Origin of the sequence: Prosthecobacter sp., from assembly GCF_029946185.1 — a bacterium.
Lineage (GTDB): Bacteria > Verrucomicrobiota > Verrucomicrobiia > Verrucomicrobiales > Verrucomicrobiaceae > Prosthecobacter.
The window spans coordinates 1-18253 of record NZ_JAQSEA010000137.1; the positions used below are offsets into that span (position 1 = coordinate 1).

Below are 18253 nucleotides of genomic sequence, written 5' to 3' on the forward strand. Positions count from 1 at the left end.
CGGAAGTAGCTGTAAGTGCGCAGGAAATCGAGTTCGAGGCCGTCGAGATCGTAGTTCTCACACAGCTCGCGAATGAGGGCGAACTTTTGCGCCCGAACCTCGGGGACGGCCCAGTTTTGCACGAGGTCGGCTCCGCGCAAGGAGCCGGGTTTGAGGCGGTATTCGGGATGCTCGACGTAATGTTTTGTGACGCTCATGCCGATACTTCCGCCGGGTTTGTCGCCGGGCTTGGGATCGCTGAACTCCTTGTGATGGGCATCGTTCATGCGGAAGGAGATGAAGGCGGCCTGCTGGCGCTGACGACAGCGTTCGATGAAGACCTGCACGACATCACCGCCATCCAAGACAAATTGGCCGAAGGGATCGGGCTTCTGGCCGTAGCGCTGCTTGATCCAGGCGTAGTGCTCTGCCAGTGGCAGGACCTTGCTGGGCCACATGGGAACCATGCCGAGGCCGGGCTGGAGGAGATTTGCGTCCACGAGTCCGGTCACTTCATCCACCGTGGCTTCGAGCATCTCTTTGCGAAAAGGTTCCCGCTCTTTGTGGAAGGGGCTGACGCAGGAGGTGATGTTTGTTGTGTCGTTGCTGTACAGAACCCGAGGTGCGGTTCGTGAGGGGTTCGCTGCATTAGCAAGCCATGGCAAGGCTGCGGCGGTCTTGATGAAGCGGCGGCGTGTGGTGCCTGATCGACTCACCCGCATCATTTGTGTTTTGTTCATGCAATTGAATAAGTACATCGGTTTTCTGTTTTGCTACCCTCTACTTCTGCTCTGGATTGATGAGCAACGGCACGAAGCTGGTGCCTGCGAGAGGTAACGCAATCTTGATCCCCTAAATCGGCAAGCCGCGGTAGATAACCGGAAAGTCCACGAGTACTTGTGGGCGCAGGACGGGCTTTTTGGCCACACGCGCTGACGGAGGAAATCGTCTGTATCATTGGAAGGTTTGACAGGCATTGGGAGCCTTTAGCTCATCTCGCGGGAGCGAGATGGCTACTTTCTAGACACCGCTTTCCTCGTTCTGAATCCTGGGTGTTTGCGGAGCTTTCCAGAACGAGCTGATGCTCGGGAGTACTTTGCTTGGCGGAGAGCTGCGCCAAGGCGAAGTGGAAATTGCGAGGCGCTATAAATGCAGCCATCTCTTTTGTGAGATGGCTGCGCTAATGAGGTGCGGAAGTCGGTGCTACTTGGTTGGGAACGGATTGCGCTCTTCGAAGCCGCTCTGGTGCCAGTAGGGGTAGATCTTTGGTTTTTCGCTGACGGCATCGAGCTTGGCCACTTGTTCAGTGGTGAGGTTCCAGCCGACGGCACCGAGGTTTTGGCGGAGCTGCTCTTCGTTGCGGGCACCGATGATGACGGTGGAAACGGTGGGGCGCTGGAGGAGCCAGTTTAGAGCGACTTGCGGGACGGTCCTGCCGGTTTCGGCGGCGACTTCGTCGAGGGCATCGACGACCTTGTAGAGGTATTCGTCGTCCACCTGCGGGCCCATGGAAGAGCTGAGCTTGTGATTGAGGCGGCTGGTTTCTGGACGTGGCTGATTGCGACGGAGCTTGCCAGTGAGGCGGCCCCAGCCGAGGGGACTCCAGACGACGGCACCGACTTTTTGATCGACGCCGAGGGGCATGAGCTCCCACTCATAGTCACGACCGATGAGGGAGTAGTAGGTCTGATTGGCGACGTATTTCGTCAGGCCAAATTTGTCGGCATGGGCGAGGGATTTCATGAGGTGCCAGCCGGAGAAATTGGACACGCCGATGTAGCGGATTTTTCCTGCTCGGACGAGATCGTCGAGGGTGCCGACGACTTCTTCGACCGGGGTCATGGCATCGAAGCCGTGAAGCTGATAGAGATCGATGTAGTCGGTGCCGAGGCGCTTGAGGCTGTTTTCCACGGAGCGGATGAGATGCCAGCGGGAAGAGCCGACGTTGTTCGGGCCTTCGCCAAAGCGGAAGGTGCCTTTGGTGGAGATGAGGACTTGGTCGCGACGGCCTTTGATGGCTTGACCGAGGATTTCTTCGGCGAGACCGTTTGAGTAGATGTCGGCCGAGTCAAACATGTTGAGCCCGTTTTCCAGGCAGATGTCGATGAGACGGGAGGCTTCGGCGACGTCGGAGGTGCCCCACTCTTTGAAGAATTCTGTACCACCGCCAAAGGTGCCGGTGCCGAGTGTGAGTGCGGGGACTTTGAAGCCGGAGCCGCCGAGTTGTCTGTATTCCATGGGAGTGTGGGTAGGGTTGAGTGGGTGAAGTTACGAATTGAAATGCTGCAGGCTTTTAAAAATATCGGAGGCGATTTCGAAGGAGTGCAAGCGCGCCTGTTGATCGTGGATGTGGGCGGTGGCGATGACTTCATCTGCGCCGGTGTCATTGAGCAGGACTTCGATCTGCTGGCGGAAAGTGTCCGGCCCGCCGACGGCGGAGCAGTGGGTCATGCGGGATACTTGTGAGGCCTCGACTGGATTCCAGAGTGAGTCGATGTCATCAACCGGGGGCTGCAATTGTGTGGGCCTGCCGCGAATGAGATTGAGGAAGACTTGCTGGAGCGAGGTGTAGAGGCGTCTGGCCTCGGAGTCCGAGTCTGCGGCGATGACATTCACGCCGATCATCACGTGGGGTTTGTCCAGAGCTGCGGAGGGTTGGAACTGGGTGCGGTAGATGTCGAGTGCCTGATGCAGCAACTCGGGTGCGAAGTGGGAGGCGAAGGCAAAGGGCAGTCCCAGCTCTGCGGCGAGGGTGGCGCTGAAGGTGCTGCTGCCGAGAAGGTAGAGCGGGACATGGAGCCCCTGCCCCGGGACGGCGTGCACGCGCTGCCCGGGCAGAGGTGAGCCGAGGAAACTCTGCAATTCCTGCACGTCTGCGGGAAAGGTATCGCCACTGCTGCCGAGGCCGCGACGCAGGGCGCGGGCGGTGAGCTGATCTCCGCCGGGTGCGCGTCCGAGGCCGAGATCGATGCGGCCGGGATAGAGTGACTCGAGCGTGCCGAACTGCTCGGCAATGACGAGTGGGGCGTGATTGGGCAGCATGATGCCGCCGGAGCCCACGCGGATGGTGGAGGTGCCACCGGCGATGTGACCAATGACGACCGAAGTGGCGGCGCTGGCGACGCCGGGGATGTTGTGATGCTCGGCGACCCAGTAGCGGTGGTAGCCCCACTTCTCGGCGTGCTGAGCCAGATTCAATGAATGGCGGAAGGACTGCGCGGCCGTCTCGCCTTGCAGGATCGGCGACAGATCCAGGACGGAGTAGAGGAGGCCGGGGTGCGTATTCATGACGCAGGGTAATCGGTGTAGCCCTTGGCTCCGTCTGCATAGAACGTGGAGGGATCTGGAGTGTTCAGGGCGGCACCTGAGGCGAAGCGCTTTGGCAGATCGGGATTGGCGAGGAAGGGCACGCCAAAGGCGACGGCATCGGCGTCACCGGCGGCGAGGATGACATTGCCGGAATCGAGGGTGAATTTTTCATTGGCCACATAGAGACCGCCGAAGGCCTTCTTTAACGCAGGGCCGATGCTATCCGGAGCCTGGCGCTCGCGTGCACAGATGAAAGCGATTTTGCGTCGGCCAAGCTCACGCGCGACGTAGCTGAAGGTTTCCAGGGGATTGGAATCGCCCATGTCATGTGAATCGCAGCGCGGAGCCAGATGCATGCCCACGCGATCGGCACCCCAGACGGAGATGACGGCATCGGCGACCTCAAGCATGAGACGGGCGCGGTTTTCCAAGGAGCCGCCGTAGTCGTCGGTACGCTGATTGGACTTGGATTGCAGGAACTGATCGAGCAGGTAGCCATTGGCACCGTGAATCTCTACTCCGTCGAAACCGGCGAGCTTGGCGTTTTCAGCGCCTTTGCGAAAGGCTTCGATGATGCCGGGGATTTCGTTAAGTTCCAAGGCACGCGGGGTGACGAAGGGCTTCTCTGGACGCACGAGGCTGACGTGGCCTGCTGGGGTGATGGCGCTGGGAGCTACGGGCAACGCGCCATCAAGAAACAGCGGATCTGAGATGCGGCCCACATGCCAGAGCTGCAGGAAGATGCGGCCACCGGCTTCATGCACGGCCTGGGTGATGAGCTTCCAGCCGGTGACCTGCTCGTCCGACCAGATGCCGGGGGTATTGGCATAACCGACGCCCATGGGTGTGACGGAGGTGGCTTCCGTGAGGATGAGGCCGGCGCTGGACCGCTGGCGGTAGTACTCGGCCATTAGGGCGTTTGGTATGCGCTGCTGACCTGCTCGAGCGCGTGTGAGTGGGGCTAGGAAGATGCGGTTCGGGAGAGTGAGTGAGCCGAGCTGGAGGGGATCGAAGAGAGTGGGCATGATCAGTTAGTTCTTTTGTTCACATTTACCGAACAATGGAATGATTGAACTGCAAGTGAAATTAATGTAGTATCCGTTCATCAGACCTCTCCACCATCCTTCAGCCGATAGTTTCACAGTCGCAGGCATCATGCATGCGCTCTCAGATCCCGTGCGTCTCAGCATCGTAGCCGAGCTGCGCAAGGCTGAGGAGGGACTCAACTGCGTGGAGACCAGCGGCCGCCTGAAATGCACCATCCCCAAGTCCACCTGCTCACAGCATTACCGCATTTTGCGTGAGTCGGGTATCATCCACAGCGAGCGCCGTGGTGTGGAAATGACGAGTAAGGTGCGGCGCAAGGAACTGGACAGCCGCTTTCCCGGACTGCTGGATGCCATATTGAAATCATGGCGTCGTGAGCATGGGGAGTGACGGCTCTCAGGGCTGTCTTGGGATGGGCTCAATGCCAAACTCCCGTGCCACGGGCAAAGCTTTTGCCAGATCATTCACGAGCGGGAAATCGACCCCGGAGCTCCATTGGCGGCGGAGCCCTTCGGATGTTTCATCGTGGTAATAATTCACGAACACGCCTGCGGCTTTGAGTAGCTTGACCGCCTGAACGGGAACTTCGCCTTTGCCGAGGAGTTGAATGAACTGTGCTTTCATGGCGATGGTTTCCTGCGCGTATGCCATCGATCCATTCTGCCGCTCCATGTTGCAGATGAGGATGCCTGGCACAGCGGCACGGGCGGCCTTGGCTGCATCGGCGGAGGCAGCGAGGAAGGCTTGATGTGTGCGGCCCGTTTTGGCGATTGCCTTGGCCGTGGCTTCGCCGAGGGCGGCACCGCCTTTGAGGTGGCAGTTAAGCCAGACGTTCCTGGGAAACACTGCCAGCGCTTCTTCAAACGTGGGGATGCGTGTGCCGGCGAAACGGGCATCGAGCTTTGCGCCTGCGTCGAGCGCTTTGATCTCTGCGAGTGTGAGGTCAGAAACCTTTCCTTTGCCGTTTGTGGTGCGGTCCACCGTGGCGTCGTGCATGAGGATGAGAGCACCGTCTTTGGTGAACTGAATGTCGAACTCGATCATGTGGGCACCGAGGCGGACAGCCTCAACCAGCGCGGGAATGGTGTTTTCTGGATGAGTGCCCATGTCACCACGATGTGCACAAAGACCACGGGCGGGCATGTCTTCGGCATTGCATTGAAACAGCGCGCCGAATGTCAGGACAATCAGGAGGATGTGGAGGCGTTTCATGGTGACGAGATTTCTTTGCCGTTGGTCAGCCATTCAAGATTGAAGCGGGCAAAGTGCAACTCGTCCCAGCGGCCATAGGGATGCTCTATCTGGCGAAACAGGGAAGCGGGGCTGAAGAAGAGCAGCGTCTTCGAATCGAAGCGCTCCACTGCACCGTGAGAACGCGGCGTGATGAGTTCTTCGCGGCAGAGACGAATGAAGAACGATGAGTGAGGCAGAAGGACAACCCACGCGGGAGGCTATCCATCACTGGTGAGTGGTCAGCCATTCCAAATTGAATCGGGCCAACGTCAGGCGACCTCCGGCAAAGTGGGCCAGCGCTGAACCGTCGCCGCTGCGGCCGTAGAAGCAGAGGATGGTGCCGCTCTTGGTGACGGCGATGTCTGAATACATGCTGGGGCCGGGTTCGATGGTTTTGCTCACGGGCCAGGTTTTGCCTTCATCGCGGCTGATCTTTACACTGACGTTTTTGCGGTCGCGGTTTTTGCCGGGCTCGGCTTTGCCTTTCTCTTTCTCGAGGTTGTGCGGATTGGAGAAGAGGATGAGGCTCTTACCATCGTGATCATAGCGAACGATGCCGCCCATGCAGATGGGTTCGAGCAGGGCGTCGTCAAACTTGGGTGTGCTCCAGTTCGTGGCGCCGTCTTTGCTGACGGTGACGAGGCGACGGTGGGCCTTTGATTCACTGCGTACATTGAGCATGACGCTGCCGTCGTTGAGTTCGATGGCGACGGTTTCGTTGGGGTTGATCCATTCCTCAGTGCATGGCACGGCGATGTCGCCAGCCTTCCATGTTTTGCCTTGATCATCGCTGAAAATGGTAGCGGTGACGCTGGGGCGATGTGCATTGCCACCCTTGCCGGTGGAGAGCCAGACTGGGACGACGAAGCGACCCGTCTTGAGCTGGATGCTGTGGTCTGGCCCGGTGGCGAGCACCTTCCAGTCGTAGTCTTTCTTGAAGGCATCAAAGGCGGAGGTGATCTCAGACGGCTTGCTCCAGGTAAGGCCATCGTCTTCGCTGCGCTGATAGAAGCAGCGCTCGTATTCAAGGCAGAAGAGCATGTGAACGGTGCCGTCCTTGCCGGCGATGAGTACGGGGTTGTTGTAGGTCACGTCGTTGGGATCGACGTTCTTCATCTTGAGCGCGAAGGGGTTCTTGGTCTTGGGTCCTTCGACATTGGCGATGCTTTGCGGTTCGCTCCATGTTTTGCCTTCATCGGTGCTGCGGCGGAGGAGAATGCGGATGTCGTCCCAATCGCTGACACCGGCAGCACGCTTGCGGGCTTCACACCAAGTGAGCACGGTTCCATTGGCAGTGACGACGATACCGGGGATGTGATAGAGCTGGTAGGCGGGATTATCGCCGCCGATGAAGAGATCTTGTTTTTCGATGAAGGGTTCGGCGGCGGCGAGGGAGCCGCAAAGGAGCAGGAGGAAGGAGAGGTGTTTCATGATTGAGGGGGGGATTCAGGGGTTGGTGGTGAGACGCTGTAATTAGGGATCAGGGGAGAACACTTCATTGCCATTCAGGCTGGTTTTGATGCCTTGATCGTGAATGGGTGAGGTCGTCACGTTGTTGCGCACAATGTTGCCCTTGGCGGCAGCGTCGAGTTCGAGTGTGCCTGAGGTATGCGTGTTGTCCGACCAGATCCAACCGCTGGCCTTGAGCAGCTGATTACCGGGGCTGCGAAAGGTGTTGCCACGAATGGTGATGTGCGAAGATTTCATGTCAGCCGCAGGGACATTGGTGAGCTTTCCTTCGCAGACGTTGTCGGCAACCACGATATCTGAAATGGTCGTCATCATGGGAATCCTGCGATCATACAATTGAACATCTCCGTCCAACACATTGCCGGTCAAAGTAATGGCCTCATACTTGCAGCCGAGCGATTCGGGGCGCGTCTCAAAGCTGACCGTGAGTTTGGCAGCGGCCGTCTGATTGCGAAACACATTTCCGGTCACGCTGACGTGAGAGACGGTGGTGACGAGAGGCAGCGGTTCAGTGCGAAACAGCAGGCATGTCCCCCACCTATTCGTAGCCTTCCCAGCAACGGGTTCGACGATGTTGCCGGTGACGGTGATGTGATGCGAGCCTTCGGTGATGTTGATTCCGGTGCGCAGGAAGAACACCTGATTGTCGCAGATGCGGACATTGCGTGAACCAAAGATCACCTGCGGTCCGTCTTCGCAATTGATGATGTAATTATCCGCAATGAGGCCACCATTGCACTCCGCGAGTTCGACCGCTTTGTTGCCACAGGTGTCGATCATGTTGTGATGCACCTGCCAGTTCTTGAACTGTGAGGCCTGGCGTTCCGGAAGGCCGTAAAATTGTTTACCCGCTCCGGCTTTGCTTGCGACCTTGGCTTCTTCGGCAGGAATGACGTACTTGGCCTGATACATGTTCGATGCGGGCTTGGTGCAGCCCGCCGCCTGCTTGGAGTCATAGATCCAGCAATTGCGAACGGTGATGTTGTCGCAGGAGAGGAGCATTGATTCGGGTTCGTCCAGGCGTGCGTTGAAGCCCATGATTGAACCGCCGCCGATGAGCTTGTCGTTGCCGGTGTAGCGCAGGTTTTCGATCACTACATTGTTTGCGGGCACCTTGGCTGAACCGATGCGCATGGGGAAGTATCGGATCGGATGGGGTGGGGTTTTGGGGTCCAGATAGATGTGTGTGGCGTAGCCTTGGCCGCGCAGGGTCACATTGCTTTTGATGATCACGGTTTCATCCCCGGCCTTGCGGGAGAGTTTGAAGGCGCCTGCGCCAAGAATCACGGTGCCGCCACCGGCGGATGAGACTTTGTCGATCGCCTGCTGCAGGACGTCATCGGCCAAAGCATCTGCTCCTGGCGCGGGCACTTGCAGGCCGAAGGCGGTTTCGGCTGGTGAAGCCCCTTGGGCAAGTGCACCGCCTTGGATTACGAACAGACAGAGGAGAGTTAGAATTGAGATCGGTTTCATGAGTGGTTCCAGATGAGCTACCATTCACCTTCGCGTTGGAATTTGGCTTTGGCGTTTTTGCCGAACTGCGCACCGGCAGCGGCGAGATTGGCGAGCACTTCAGCGCTGCTGAGACCGGCACTGCCACGTGCGGCGGGGATGACGGTGAGGCATTCGTTGGAGTCCATGAAACGGGAGGCTTCGAGGATTTGCGGCTGGGCTTCGGGCTCGATGACGAGAAAGCCGTGCTTGTCAGCGTGAATGAGATCGCCGGGAGTCACTTTGCGGCCGAAGACTTCGACTTCGCAATTCCAGCGCACGGGGTGGACGTGTGCATGACCGACGCAGAAGCGACGGGCCAGGGCTTTGAAACCAGCGTTGGTCATTTCATCGACATCGCGGATCGCGCCATCGACAATGGTGCCCACGCAGCCGAGAGCGCGGTGCATGTTGCTGTTCACCTCGCCCCAGAAGGAGCCAATGGTGCGGGGCTTGTCGAGATCTTGCACGCAGACGATTTTGGGTCCGGGGATGCCCGCCACGTAACTGCGGTATTCATTCCACGCGTTCGAATTGACTTCGCGATGAGCTTTGTTGCTTGGCTCCACCACGACGGTGACGGCGTAACCGACCATGGGCCCCATCTGCGGCATGAAATCGCGGGTTTCTTCGAGGTTGAAACCGTCGGCGGCGGGATCGCGTTTGGTGATCTGCTCCCAGCCATTGTAGATGGTGGGTGTGTTCCAGCGTTTGAGTTGAAGGAGGTCGGAATGGGGAAGCATGAGATGCGAAGGGTGGGACATCATGAACGGTGCGACACTTGAAATCTCTGTGGTCATTTCAGCTTACCACGGCATGGTAAGGACCTTCCGCTTATGCACGCCGTTCCCCCCAGACCTTCGCTCATCACGCATAGCGCCGACTTTTTACGCGAGGCTGTGCAGCGTGGAGAATGGCAGGAGGTGCTGCCGTCGGAGCGAACGCTTTGCACGCGGCTGCGCATCAGCCGGCCCACGCTGCGGGCAGTGCTGGCACAACTGGAACGAGAAGATGTGATCGGCGCGGTGGTGAACAAGCGAAGGCAGATTCTCACTCCGACCCAAACGCGTGGCAAGGTTGTGGCATCGCGTATCATCGTGCTGCTGACGCCGGTGCTGCAGCAGGCGATGCCACCGTTTGTACTTTTTTGGGTGGATACGCTGCGTGAGCTGCTGACGGAGGCGGGGTATCAACTGGAGGTGCATGCGAGTCCGCATTGCTTCGCGGCCAAACCTGCGGGTGGGTTGAAAAAAATCACGCAGCGAGTGTCTGCTGCCGCGTGGGTGTTGTTTCGATCTACTCCGGTGATGCAGCGGTGGTTTGTCGCGCAGCAACACCCGACCGTCATCGCTGGATCGTGTGCTGATGACATGGGACTCCCGTCCGTGGATCTGGACTACCGTGCGACGTGCAGGCATGCGGCGACGATGCTGATGCAGAAGGGGCACCGCCGCATTGCGCTGCTGCTGCCAGATTCTGCACACGGTGGCGATGCAGTGAGTGCGCAGGGTTTTCGGGAAGCCTTTGCGACAAGTGACGCTGTGCCTTGCGTCTTGCCTCATCATGAAACAGCGGAGCAGGTGATCGAGAGCCTGAATGAGGCGCTAAAGCGGAAGCCTGCACCGACGGCGTTTCTTGTGGCGCGTTCGATTCACACGCTCACTGTGATGACGCATCTACTGCGGCTGGGCCACAAGCTGCCGCGTGATTTTGCGATTGTCTCACGAGATGACGATGCGTTTCTTGAGCATGTGGTGCCGAAGGTGACGCGGTATTCTGCGGATGCGGCAAAGTTTGCGAAACGGCTGGCCAAGCTGGTGCTAGAGCTGGCGCAGACAGGGCATACGAGCACGAAGCCGGTCAGGTTGATGCCGGATCTGCGGCGTGGGGAGACGGTGTGACGGAATTGCCAAAGAGGCTAAATATTCACCTCACATCATTCATGATCGTAAGGGGCATGCAGACCATTGGTGCCGAAGGCTGGCGCAGAAGTTTCGCGCACAGTGTTTGAGTGATCTCAGTTTGAGCGACTGCCCAGAAACCGCACAGAGGACTGTGCGGACCACTGTGCTGTCGCATTCGCGAAGCGCCTGGCTATTGCTCAACGCTGGAATAACAATGTCAGAGACCAGCAGCTACGCACCGAAGGCTTCGATGAAGCTTACTTCGAGGGCGAGGCCTTCGTTGACGTTGGTGTGGAGGTGGCTTTCGAGCTGGCGCAGGACGCGGATGCGTTTGGCGACGTCGCCGGGTTCCCATTTGGTGGCGAGGGCGGCGGTGGCTTCTTGAAACTTGGGAAGGTCGAGATGCTCGGCACCAGCCTGCTGGCGAGCGACATCGCCCATCCAGGAGAGGAGGAGTTCCATGAGCGAGGTGCGCTGCTGGAGGTAATCGGCCTCGATCTGGGCTTCGACTTGTTCTTCGCGCTGTTTGAGCCAGGCGCCGTCGGTGGTCTTGGCGTAGTGGTCCTGTTCGCGTTCGAAGTCGGCTTCCTGCTCCTTTTTGATCGCGTCTTTCAGGTCTCCGAGGATCTCCTCGAAGTCCTTTTTCAGCGAGAGTGCCGCCGAAATGCTGCCGCTTTCTTTTTTGGACATCTGCTTGAGCACGTAGAGGAGCTTGCCCTCGTGCTCGGTGAAGATGCGTGCGCCGTCGGGAGGCATCAGCGCGACTTCGAGAACGCGGGACTGGATGGTGGGCAGCAGTTGCTGGGGCTGGGTGCTTAGCAGCAAGAGGAGAGTGTTCGGCGGCGGCTCTTCGAGCGTTTTGAGGAAGGCGTTCTGCGCCTGGGCGTTCATGCGCTCAGCATCGACGATGACTGCGAGCTTCCAGCCGTTGGGCGCGGCGGTGCGGTGGATCATCTTTTCCAGGAAGCGGATGGTACCGGGATCGTCGCCATCATCACCAATGGTGATGCGGCGTGATTTGCTCTGCGGGCGGAGGACGATGGCCCCCTGCCCTTCCCAGGCTTCGAGTGTGCCCATTTTGGTGCCGACCATGAGGTCCAGGACTTTGGCGGCGAAGACTTCATGCTGCGCCTCTTTGGGACCGGTGATCAGGTAGGCGTGACCGAGGCGGCCGTTGTCACGTGCGCGGGCGAGGAGTTCAAGGGCATGGTCAGCTTTGAATGGCATGAAGAGGAATGACGAAATTCGAAGGACGAATGACGAATGACGAATGAATCAGGCCTTGGCTGGCTCGAATGGGTTCGCCACGCATCTGAAAGACTTTGACCTACTCGACTTCCGTCCCTGTGCAACTGGCAGCTAAGCCGTGTAAGCAGAGGGGTCATTCGTAGTGCAGTCGTTCGGTCAGGCTGGCCTCCGAAGGACCAAACCACGCCTCCAGCTTGTTCTTGAACTTCAGGAACATCGTCGTCACCGGCTTGTCCGGGGCTGTCCGCACCGAGAGTTCGACCGCGCCTGAAGGCAGCAACCGCCATGTGAAAGTGGCCACTTTCTGGCCTCCCCGAACGTGGTCACCGGTGCCATCCTTCTCGAATTTCCACTTCGTCATGGCGGCTGTCAGCCACGTCTTGCCGACAAACCAGCGTAGTTCGGGCATCTCGGCTCCCGCCGCCTGCTTGCCAGCATTGGCCGCCGCGACTGCAGTCGCCTGTGTCGGCGTGCGTTTCCCCGTCTTTGCAAAGGCGATCTGCTGATTCATCGTCGTGATCTCCGCCTGTACCAAATTCACCCCAACCAGATTCCCGGCACGCGAAAAGGTGTCTCGCAGCTTCTCCAGCTCCACCAGATATTTGTCCCTCAGCGGCGCCGTTTCCCGCTCCACAGCCCCCTGATAAGAAATCTGCAGCTTGTCAAACTCTGCAACGCCACCGTCAGCAGCAGCAACTGGACACACGATCCCGCAGGTCAATAACATCAAAAAAATGAACATCTTCATAGTCAGCATTTGACTGAAAATGAACCTTACCCGCAATCCTAAACCGACTTAATTTTTGAGTCCGAGGGAGGGGCCTCACGTCAACCGTGTGGAAACGCGCTCCCAAACTGCCTCATGCACAGACTCGAGCGAGGCTCCGGCATCAATGATCTGGATGCGCTGCGGCTCTGCCTGAGCGACATCGAGATAGCCTTGGCGCACTTTTTGGAAAAAGGACTGGGGCTGGCTTTCCATTCGGTCCAACTCTCGGCCGCTTTGATGAATGCGCTGCCAGGCGTTGGCGCTGTCCATGTCGAGCACGAGCGTGAGGTGCGGCAAGGTGCCACCAATGGCGAGGTGATTGATGGCGCGCACGCTTTCCAGCGGGAGACCACGGGCAATGCCCTGATAGACGGTGGTGGAGTCGAGGAAGCGGTCGAGGATGACAAAGGTACCGGCCTCAAGCAGCGGGCGGATTTTTTCGCGGACGAGCTGGGCGCGGCTGGCGGCGAAGAGCAGGAGCTCGGTCTCCGCGGTCATGGCCGCGCCCTCTTTGGCGTGCTGGAGGAGATGACGGATGCTTTCGCCCAGCTCTGTGCCGCCGGGCTCACGCAGCACGACGACACTGCGACCCGCGGCTTCGAGCCGGGTGCGAAGCAGGGCGATCTGCGTGGACTTGCCGCAGCCTTCGGAGCCTTCGAATGAGAGAAGGAAGCCTGCGCTCATGGCATCACTCCCACTCGATGCTGGCGGGTGGCTTGGTGCTGATGTCGTAAAGCACACGGTTCACGCCTTTGACGCTGTTGAGGATCTTGTTGGAGGCGTTGCGCAGCACGGAGTAGGGCAGCTCGACCCAGTCGGCGGTCATGGCGTCTTCGCTGATGACGGCACGGAGGGAGATGGCCTGCTCGTAGCTGCGTTCGTCGCCTTTGACGCCAACGGTTTTGACGGGAAGCAGCGCGGCGTAAGCCTGCCAGGTGCGCTCATACCAGCCGCTACGGCGGAGTTCGGCGATGAAGATGGAGTCCGCATGCTGGGTGGTGGCCACACGCTCGGGGGTAATCTCACCGGGAATGCGAACCGCGAGGCCTGGGCCTGGGAATGGATGACGCCATAGAGCCTGGTGCGGGATGCCGAGGCTGGCTCCGAGGGCGCGGACTTCGTCTTTGAAGAGTTCCGCGAGGGGCTCGAGCACCTTGCCCTGCGCCTTGAGTTCCATGATCTTATCAACGCGGTTATGGTGCGTCTTGATCTTGCTGGCGATGCTGCCGCTGGTGGCGCTTTCGATGACGTCGGGATAGAGCGTGCCTTGCGCGAGAAGCTCGACGTTGTCGGCGACCTTCCAGAATTCTTCGACGAAGAGGGTGCCGATAATGCGGCGTTTCTGCTCAGGATCGGTGACGCCTTTGAGAGCACCGAGGAAGATTTCGCTGGCGTCGATCTGCTCGATGGGGACGCCGACTTCTGCGAAGAGTTCCTTCACTTCTGCGCCTTCATTGAGACGCATCATGCCGGTGTCGATGAAGATGCAGCGGACTTTGACGCCGGCCTTGGCAAGGAGAACGGCAAGCACTGTGCTGTCAACGCCGCCGGAGACGCCGCAGATGACTTCGCGGTTGCCGACTTCGGCTTTGATGCGCTCCAGCATCTGAGCTTTGAATTCCTGGATGTCGAACTTGGCAAGAACCGCGCCGCTGCGCGTGAGGAAGTTTTTGAGGATGGCGGTGCCTTCGTGTGAATGCGTGACCTCAGGGTGAAACTGAATGCCCCAGCAGCGGTCCGACCACTTCAGTGCCACGGGCACGGCGTCTTCATTGGTCGCGATGATCTTGGCCGTGCTGGCGAGATCGGCGCAGGTGTCGCTATGGCTCATCCAGACCTGGGACTCATGCGAGATTCCTGCAAAAAGGTCTTCGTGATCGGTGACGACGAGCTTGGCGGGGCCGTACTCGCGGGTGACGCCGGGTTTGACGGTGCCGCCGTGTTTGATGTTGAGGAGCTGCATGCCGTAGCACACGCCCAAGACGGGAACGCCGAAGGACATGAGCTTGGCGTAATCGACATCCGGCGCATCAACGTCGGATGTGCTGCGTGGACCGCCGGAGAGAATGATGGCACCGGGGGACTGCAGATTTGCGAGTTCAGCCGGGGGATAAAGGTGCGACACAAAGCCGAGCTCGCGAACGCGGCGGACGATGAGCTGGGAGTACTGGGAGCCGTAATCGAGAACGGCGACTTCTTGGGCGGTCATGAGAGAGGAGACAAAGACAGAATGGCGAATGCAGAATGACGAAGGCCGGAGGCATCAATGCGGCTCGTAATTGACGGGCTCTTCGGTGATGACGACGTCGTGCGGGTGGCTTTCTTTAAGGCCACCGGCGGTGATGCGCACGAAGCGGGCTTTGGCGCGGAGTTCGTCGAGGGTGTTGGCACCGACGTAGCCCATGCCGGAGCGGAGGCCGCCGATGAGCTGGAAGACCACTTCTGCGAGAGGGCCTTTGAAGGGCACGCGGGCCTCGACGCCTTCGGGGACGAGCTTGCCGGAGGAGTTCTGGCCGTAGCGGTCGCCTGCGCCTTTGCGCATGGCTTTGAGACTGCCCATGCCACGGTATTCCTTGAAGGTGCGGCCCTGCCATTTGACCATGTTGCCGGGGCTTTCAGCGGTGCCGGCCAGCAAGGAGCCTAGCATGACGAAGTCGGCACCTGCGGCGAGGGCTTTGACGATGTCTCCCGAGTAACGAATGCCGCCATCGGCAATGACAGTGACGCCTGCGGCGCGGCAGACTTCAGCGACTTCCTGCACGGCGGTGAACTGAGGCATGCCGACGCCCGAGATGATGCGCGTGGTGCAGATGGAGCCGGGGCCGACACCGACTTTGACAGCGGAAGCGCCGGCTTTGACGAGATCGCGCGCGCCTTCGGCGGTGACGACATTGCCTGCGACGATGGGGATGCTGGAGCCGAGGGCTTCGCGCAGGCGGGCGATGACCTGCATGACGCGGGTGGTGTGCCCCGTGGCGGCGTCAATGAAGACGGCATCCGCACCGGCGGCCTGCATGGCGAGACCACGCTCCACGCAGTCACCACCGACGCCGACTGCGGCACCGACGCGGAGCTGGCCGTTGGCGTCTTTAGCGGCGTTGGTAAACATCTGGCGCTTCACGATGTCCTGCTTGGTGATGAGGCCAGCGAGTTTGCCGTTGGAGTCAACCAGCGGGAGCTTTTCGATACGGTGCGTGTAGAGAATTTTGAGAGCGTCCTCAAAGCTGGTCTGAGGGGTGCCGGTGGAGAGCTTATCACGCTTCGTCATGATGGCGGAGACAGGGGTGGATTCGTCTTCGATGTACCACATGTCGCGGCTGGTGACCATGCCGGCGAGCTTACCTTGGGCATCCACCACCGGGAAGCCGCTAACGCCTTTTTCATGCATCAGACGCTGCACTTCGCCGAGGCTGGTCTCAGGTGTGACGATGTGCGGCTGCTGAATGACGGTGTTTTCGGAGCGCTTGACCCGCGCCACGTGCTCCGCCTGCTGATCGATGGGGCAATTCCGATGAATGACTCCGAGACCGCCTTCACGTGCGAGGGCAATGGCGAGTTCGGACTCCGTGACGGTGTCCATGGCCGATGAGAGAATCGGCACATTGAGGCCGATGGCGGCCAGTTTGGTGGCGACATTGACGTCTCCAGGCAGCACCTGGCTCAGTCCGGGAAGGACAAGAACGTCATCGAAACTTAAAGCAAGAGAAGGCAGTTCACCCATACGCCATTCAAGCGATGATCAGGCGGCTGTCATGTGGAAATTTGGGCAGTTTGAAACGAACCGCCACCCCCGTGAGGAGGTACTAGAAGCCGGGGCGGTAATTGCGCGCCTTGCCAGTAAATGGATCAATCTGAATGGTGTAAAAGTTTTTGGGCAGGTTGCCCGTGGTGATCTCCTGGCCGTTGTTGTACGTGATGGTGAGAAAGCTGGTCGGCAAGGTTCCGTAATCGAGCTGGGAAAACCCGTCATTCTGAGCGCTCACTTTTCTACACGACCCATCGGGCATGAAGCGAATGGCATTGTATTTAGCGTTGGCCACTCCGGAATAGCCCGCACCACCCGAACTGCTGGTCTTGACGTCATCAAGTGCCTGCCCGCTCTGGCCATTCAGGAGCGGGGATAACTCCTGATCAGCTGCGATGATGATGCCGTCAGACAATTTGGACAAAGTGCCGACAGGTACCACGGACTCCTTCGTCTGTGCATTCGCTCCCGTGCCGTCTGTCAGCGTGACGATTTTAAAACTCTGATAAGAGCGGAACAACTGAACGGAGGAGCCGGGGAAATCTGGGTCAGGGTATTTGAAAAACCTCAACTCGACGGGAACATTTTGTGCGTAAGCCAGCTGCTTTGCCTCGGTGAGGGCACCCATGATGGAATCACCGGTCGATGACAGCCGGGTGGCCTGCATGGTACGCATCAAGGCGGGGGTGGCAGAAGCCATGATCATCGCGATGATGGCGATCACAACAAGCATCTCGATCAAGCTGAAGGCCGGTCTGGCCTGACGCTTAAAGTATGGGGAGTGTGTCATTGGAAAGAAAGTGGGCCGGGTTAATGAATGCAGAAAGCGAGACAAATTCGGTTTAGAAGCTCCAGCGAGCCTGCTTCAAGGGGATGGTGGTGCTGAATACCCGATAATTAAGTTTTTGATCAAGCAGGAGTTGAACCAGGGTGCCGACCTTGCCTTGGGATCCATCGAGCTCCTCGCTCAAGCTGGAGGCATTTTGGAGCTTGCCAGCAATCGCTGTCAGCAGCTGCGCTCTCATCTGGCTGTTTTCCTCCCGCGAAAGGAACTCTCCGGAGCGTTCATCCAAGGCGACCATGCTGACCTTGAGCAGTGGCGGAAGGAGGTGCTGTGTCCCCTGCGGGCTGGCATTGATTGGGGAGGCCCCAGGATTGATCTTCAATGTCGAATCGTAAATGAACTGAGGGGCAATGGCATAAGGAGAAACGTTCGCATTGCCGGTCACCTCCACCTGCGGAGAAATCACCAAGGCAATGATGTTTTCGGCAATAGGCCGGGTAAACGCACGAGATTGTGCGGTTTCATTAGCGTCTTGAACTCCAGTGGTCAGCACGTCCTGATACCACTCCATGGAATGAGAGGTGATCGGCCGCAAAGAGGTGTCATAAATCCGGTTTTTTTCCGCTGTGGGACTGTATTCCATCAAGCGGAGGCGACTGCGTACCGGGACAGCGTTGTTGAGCTGTTCCAAGAAGGCCGGGCGAAAGGACGCATCACTCCCCCACTCCACAAAGTAACCCCGGCCACAAAGGAGATTGACCATGTTTTCAGTGTTGACCGGCTGGCCGCTGCCGCCCGCCCCTGTAGTGGCCACCAAACTTGCGACTCCCAATGGAGCTTGGAAAAAAACGGCATGTCCCGGGTAGTTCTGCGAGTTGCCTGCAGCGCCGGGCACGATCCTGCCGGTGGGACCACAGACAAACTGAAGCTCCGACTGCCTGAAGTATTCTTTGGCGAGGGTGATCTGCTGACCTGCGGCATCCGTTCCCAGGGTGTCAAATTCGTTGTCCCAGTAGTTGTTAAGGGTGGCCTGAGTCAAGCTGCGTGAGAGTGTGTCAAATGCCTGACGTGCTTCGCGAAACTGTGACACGCGGGAATTGGCCCGCACCCAAGTGCGCTGCACGATGCCGATGACCTGAGAGACGACGAGCATCAAGATCACAAGAAACGTCACAGAAACGAGCAGTTCGATGAGAGTGAAGGCTGGACCGGCACCCGACCGAAGACGGCGAGGAGACGGTGAGCGTGAAGAGGCGGCGGAAAGCTTCATGGCA

Annotated in this window: 17 protein-coding genes and 1 pseudogene; 2 read left to right on the forward strand and 16 right to left on the reverse strand. The window is 58.9% G+C overall.

Annotation, left to right across the window (positions count from 1 at the left end; translation table 11 throughout):
* From PSV43_RS11335 to PSV43_RS11350, 4 genes and pseudogenes are all read right to left on the reverse strand, one after another.
* Window positions 1-719: pseudogene (locus PSV43_RS11335) on the reverse strand (hypothetical protein); the annotation flags it as partial.
* Window positions 720-1182: 463 nt separating this feature from the next.
* Window positions 1183-2217, reverse strand: a complete 1035-nt coding sequence (locus tag PSV43_RS11340; protein WP_300196838.1) for an aldo/keto reductase — start codon at window positions 2215-2217, stop codon at window positions 1183-1185.
* A 30-nt stretch (window positions 2218-2247) separates the two neighbouring features.
* Window positions 2248-3267, reverse strand: coding sequence for an LLM class flavin-dependent oxidoreductase (locus PSV43_RS11345; RefSeq protein ID WP_300196840.1), 1020 nt, complete (start codon window positions 3265-3267; stop codon window positions 2248-2250).
* A complete protein-coding gene (locus PSV43_RS11350; protein ID WP_300196842.1) occupies window positions 3264-4313 on the reverse strand; it encodes an alkene reductase in 1050 nt (349 codons plus the stop codon). The genes PSV43_RS11345 and PSV43_RS11350 overlap by 4 nt, the downstream gene beginning before the upstream one ends.
* Before the next feature lie 130 nt (window positions 4314-4443).
* Between PSV43_RS11350 and PSV43_RS11355 the strand changes: the two genes are divergently transcribed.
* Window positions 4444-4725: a helix-turn-helix domain-containing protein gene (locus PSV43_RS11355; RefSeq protein ID WP_300196844.1), complete on the forward strand. Its 282-nt coding sequence runs from the start codon at window positions 4444-4446 to the stop codon at window positions 4723-4725.
* Between the two features lie 6 nt (window positions 4726-4731).
* Here the strand turns inward: PSV43_RS11355 and PSV43_RS11360 are convergent, their stop codons facing one another.
* The 5 genes from PSV43_RS11360 to PSV43_RS11380 form a co-directional block, all read right to left on the reverse strand.
* Window positions 4732-5547, reverse strand: a complete 816-nt coding sequence (locus tag PSV43_RS11360) for a glycerophosphodiester phosphodiesterase family protein (protein WP_300196846.1) — start codon at window positions 5545-5547, stop codon at window positions 4732-4734.
* Window positions 5544-5696: a hypothetical protein gene (locus PSV43_RS11365; RefSeq protein ID WP_300196848.1), complete on the reverse strand. Its 153-nt coding sequence runs from the start codon at window positions 5694-5696 to the stop codon at window positions 5544-5546. The genes PSV43_RS11360 and PSV43_RS11365 overlap by 4 nt, the downstream gene beginning before the upstream one ends.
* Window positions 5697-5793: 97 nt before the next feature.
* Window positions 5794-6999: a sialidase family protein gene (locus tag PSV43_RS11370; protein WP_300196850.1), complete on the reverse strand. Its 1206-nt coding sequence runs from the start codon at window positions 6997-6999 to the stop codon at window positions 5794-5796.
* 42 nt (window positions 7000-7041) lie between these two features.
* Window positions 7042-8511 carry a right-handed parallel beta-helix repeat-containing protein gene (locus PSV43_RS11375; RefSeq protein WP_300196852.1) on the reverse strand — a complete coding sequence of 490 codons (1470 nt, stop codon included), beginning with the start codon at window positions 8509-8511 and terminating at the stop codon, window positions 7042-7044.
* A gap of 17 nt (window positions 8512-8528) precedes the next feature.
* Window positions 8529-9272, reverse strand: a complete 744-nt coding sequence (locus tag PSV43_RS11380; protein WP_300196854.1) for an RraA family protein — start codon at window positions 9270-9272, stop codon at window positions 8529-8531.
* A 93-nt stretch (window positions 9273-9365) separates the two neighbouring features.
* Between PSV43_RS11380 and PSV43_RS11385 the strand changes: the two genes are divergently transcribed.
* Window positions 9366-10430: a substrate-binding domain-containing protein gene (locus PSV43_RS11385; RefSeq protein WP_300196856.1), complete on the forward strand. Its 1065-nt coding sequence runs from the start codon at window positions 9366-9368 to the stop codon at window positions 10428-10430.
* Window positions 10431-10664: 234 nt separating this feature from the next.
* On the opposite strand, the gene PSV43_RS11390 is transcribed toward PSV43_RS11385, so the two are convergent.
* The 7 genes from PSV43_RS11390 to vccC form a co-directional block, all read right to left on the reverse strand.
* Window positions 10665-11660, reverse strand: a complete 996-nt coding sequence (locus PSV43_RS11390; RefSeq protein WP_300196857.1) for a hypothetical protein — start codon at window positions 11658-11660, stop codon at window positions 10665-10667.
* A gap of 154 nt (window positions 11661-11814) precedes the next feature.
* Window positions 11815-12387, reverse strand: a complete 573-nt coding sequence (locus tag PSV43_RS11395; RefSeq protein WP_300196859.1) for a hypothetical protein — start codon at window positions 12385-12387, stop codon at window positions 11815-11817.
* Window positions 12388-12504: 117 nt separating this feature from the next.
* Window positions 12505-13134, reverse strand: coding sequence for a dTMP kinase (gene tmk / locus PSV43_RS11400; RefSeq protein WP_300196861.1), 630 nt, complete (start codon window positions 13132-13134; stop codon window positions 12505-12507).
* A 4-nt stretch (window positions 13135-13138) separates the two neighbouring features.
* The gene (guaA, locus tag PSV43_RS11405) at window positions 13139-14659 is read right to left on the reverse strand and encodes a glutamine-hydrolyzing GMP synthase (RefSeq protein WP_300196863.1); all 1521 of its coding nucleotides are present in this window, start codon (window positions 14657-14659) and stop codon (window positions 13139-13141) included.
* 54 nt (window positions 14660-14713) lie between these two features.
* Entirely contained in the window at window positions 14714-16171 is a 1458-nt protein-coding gene (gene guaB, locus PSV43_RS11410; RefSeq protein ID WP_300196865.1) for an IMP dehydrogenase, read from the reverse strand.
* An 82-nt stretch (window positions 16172-16253) separates the two neighbouring features.
* On the reverse strand, window positions 16254-16985 hold the full coding sequence (gene vccD / locus PSV43_RS11415) for a Verru_Chthon cassette protein D (protein WP_345784663.1): 732 nt from the start codon (window positions 16983-16985) through the stop codon (window positions 16254-16256).
* A 52-nt stretch (window positions 16986-17037) separates the two neighbouring features.
* The gene (vccC, locus tag PSV43_RS11420) at window positions 17038-18249 is read right to left on the reverse strand and encodes a Verru_Chthon cassette protein C (protein ID WP_300196867.1); all 1212 of its coding nucleotides are present in this window, start codon (window positions 18247-18249) and stop codon (window positions 17038-17040) included.
* Between the last annotated feature and the right edge of the window lie 4 nt (window positions 18250-18253).